Genomic DNA, 1,955 nt, shown 5'->3' with positions numbered 1-1,955 from the left:
CATGGCAAGGCGATGGGAGGGAGCGAAGCAAGAAAGGAAACGTCAACGAGTCGGCTTTGCACCGTCGTCTTCAGGAGTTGGCCATCAGCTCGGCAACGTCCATCACGTCGCCCAGGAGAAACAGCATCTGGGTGCCGGACGAGCCGACGCCTCTGGCAATGGGCTGGGGTGGCGCATGGCCGCGAAGATCGCGGCCATGCCGAAGGGCATCCTTGAGCTCGGTCACACGGACACCCAGCAGCTGAGCCGCGTGGCCAATGCCGATCCGCTCTTTTCTCAGCGCTGGCGATGTCACCGAGAGCCCTCCTGTCTACGCTAACGGAGCGCCATGCGGAAACGCTCTTCGAGCGCCTCGCCCATGGCATCACCATCGTACCCGGCATTGGTCGTTGGCAGGTACTCAACGTTAATACGCGAGCCGCTGCCATCGCGCTGGATCTGCGCCTTCAGCACCAGGGAGTGCTCGGTATCGTTGACGGTCTGCCTGGCATAGTCACTCATCTGGTAGAAGGCGCCGGGTGTGGCATCGAAGTGCCAGGCGTTGTCCATCATCGCCCACTGGTCAGAGTTACTGTTCGGGTTGAAGTCCGCCTCGGAACGGAATCCAAACTCGGAACGCACCCGAGCATAGGCCGTATCCACGTCCAGCGGCGATGCCATACTGAAGCGCCCATACCGGCTGCTTGCTGATTCCTCCTGGCCACTGCTGGCTGCTACAGCGTCCTCTTCGATAGCAGGCTGCTGCTCGGGGTCGTAATTGACCGGCTCCCCGGTTACCGGGTTATTGATGCAGGTCAGGCAGCGCCCTTGAGAGTAGAGATGATCCTGTGTGGCACAGCCCGCTGCCAGCGTCACTGCAGCACCAAGGCCCATCCAGCACAGCACCCTCCTGGCTCCCTTCATCGCTCTTCTCCTTGATTCATCCATGATCACTCAGCGGCTAACCCCCGTAGCCTTCCTGGCTGGCCCCCGGGCCGCTGGCATACTGCTCAGCCGGCTGATGTTGGCTATGAGGGGCATCCATGATTACCTGAGCCACCCGATGAGGCAAGATAGCCACCCGATCCGCCTGCACCTTGAATGCCGTGCGCGTCTCGCCGTTCTGCTCCCAGCTGTCCTGAACCATCTTCCCTACCACCACGACCCGCATGCCCCGCTGGTACATTCGCGACCAGCGCTCGGCGTCGCGGTGCCACCACTCCACATCGGCCCAGAAGCCTCCCCGGTCCACGACCTCTCCGTCCTTGGGGACCAGGTTATCGAACCGCACATTGAGCCTGAGCAGCGTGCGGGGCGGCTGGTTGTCACGCACGGGAAAGGTCCGAACCTCCGGATCGCTGCCGATATTCCCCTCACCGTAGAAGCGTGTGCCCATGGGTATCCTCCTTGGTCGTTATCGCTGAAATGAGACGGCATGCTCGATATCGGCCAGCGCCTTTCCGATTCGCTTGATCGACCAGTTGATCGTGGCCGCCTTGGCATTGAATACGCAGCGCTGCACCTCGAGATCGATGACGGACTGCCGCATCGCCTCGGATATATCGTCGCGAGACAGGAACGCTTCCAGCAGCCAAAGCCCCATGCTTCTCTGCCTGTTATCGCGCCACTGTAGGGTTCTCGCAGGGATGCCTGACTTTCCCCATGGGGTCAGCCAGAGGTCGGTCGATTTCAGCAAGCCACCATTCGCTTGCGACGCCATATCGATCGCCTCTTGCCGCACCGATCTTGCCGTCTCCTCCAGCTCATCACGGAGCCGAATCAGCTCCCCCTTACCCTTAAAGGGTTTTAAAAAACCCTTTGCGTAGCTGTTGAATGCGTCATTGCCATAGCTATTCGATGCGCGATTCACCCTGCCCCCTCATGCTCTGGCTGTGATTCCAGTGGAATCACCTCGAAGACCTCCTCGGCACCGCCGCCCAAGTGATTCCAGTGGAATCACCCCCGGAGCTCTCCTC

4 protein-coding genes are annotated in these 1,955 nt (G+C 60.7%); all 4 read right to left on the bottom strand.

Annotation, left to right across the window (positions count from 1 at the left end; genetic code table 11):
- Positions 1–70 precede the first annotated feature (70 nt).
- The 4 genes from IBX53_RS16205 to IBX53_RS16190 are packed head-to-tail and all read right to left on the bottom strand — an operon-like array spanning position 71 to position 1,849.
- Complete coding sequence (locus IBX53_RS16205; protein ID WP_290911444.1) at positions 71–295, bottom strand: hypothetical protein; 225 nt, start codon at positions 293–295, stop codon at positions 71–73.
- A 20-nt stretch (positions 296–315) separates the two neighbouring features.
- Positions 316–903: a hypothetical protein gene (locus IBX53_RS16200; RefSeq protein WP_290911441.1), complete on the bottom strand. Its 588-nt coding sequence runs from the start codon at positions 901–903 to the stop codon at positions 316–318.
- A gap of 37 nt (positions 904–940) precedes the next feature.
- Positions 941–1,375, bottom strand: a complete 435-nt coding sequence (locus IBX53_RS16195) for a single-stranded DNA-binding protein (RefSeq protein ID WP_290911438.1) — start codon at positions 1,373–1,375, stop codon at positions 941–943.
- Positions 1,376–1,393: 18 nt separating this feature from the next.
- Positions 1,394–1,849 (bottom strand): DUF3158 family protein, encoded by a 456-nt coding sequence (locus IBX53_RS16190; protein WP_290911436.1) that lies wholly within the window; start codon positions 1,847–1,849, stop codon positions 1,394–1,396.
- Positions 1,850–1,955 lie beyond the last annotated feature (106 nt).

It is taken from the genome of Halomonas sp., assembly GCF_014859505.1.
Taxonomy (GTDB): Bacteria; Pseudomonadota; Gammaproteobacteria; order Pseudomonadales; family Halomonadaceae; genus Halomonas.
This window is presented reverse-complemented; position numbering and strand designations above follow the sequence as displayed.

Coding starts and splice junctions, on each gene's coding strand:
- IBX53_RS16200 (WP_290911441.1), bottom strand. CDS start 903: ATGAAGGGAGCCAGGAGGGTGCTGTGCTGGATGGGCCTTGGTGCTGCA.
- IBX53_RS16195 (WP_290911438.1), bottom strand. CDS start 1,375: ATGGGCACACGCTTCTACGGTGAGGGGAATATCGGCAGCGATCCGGAG.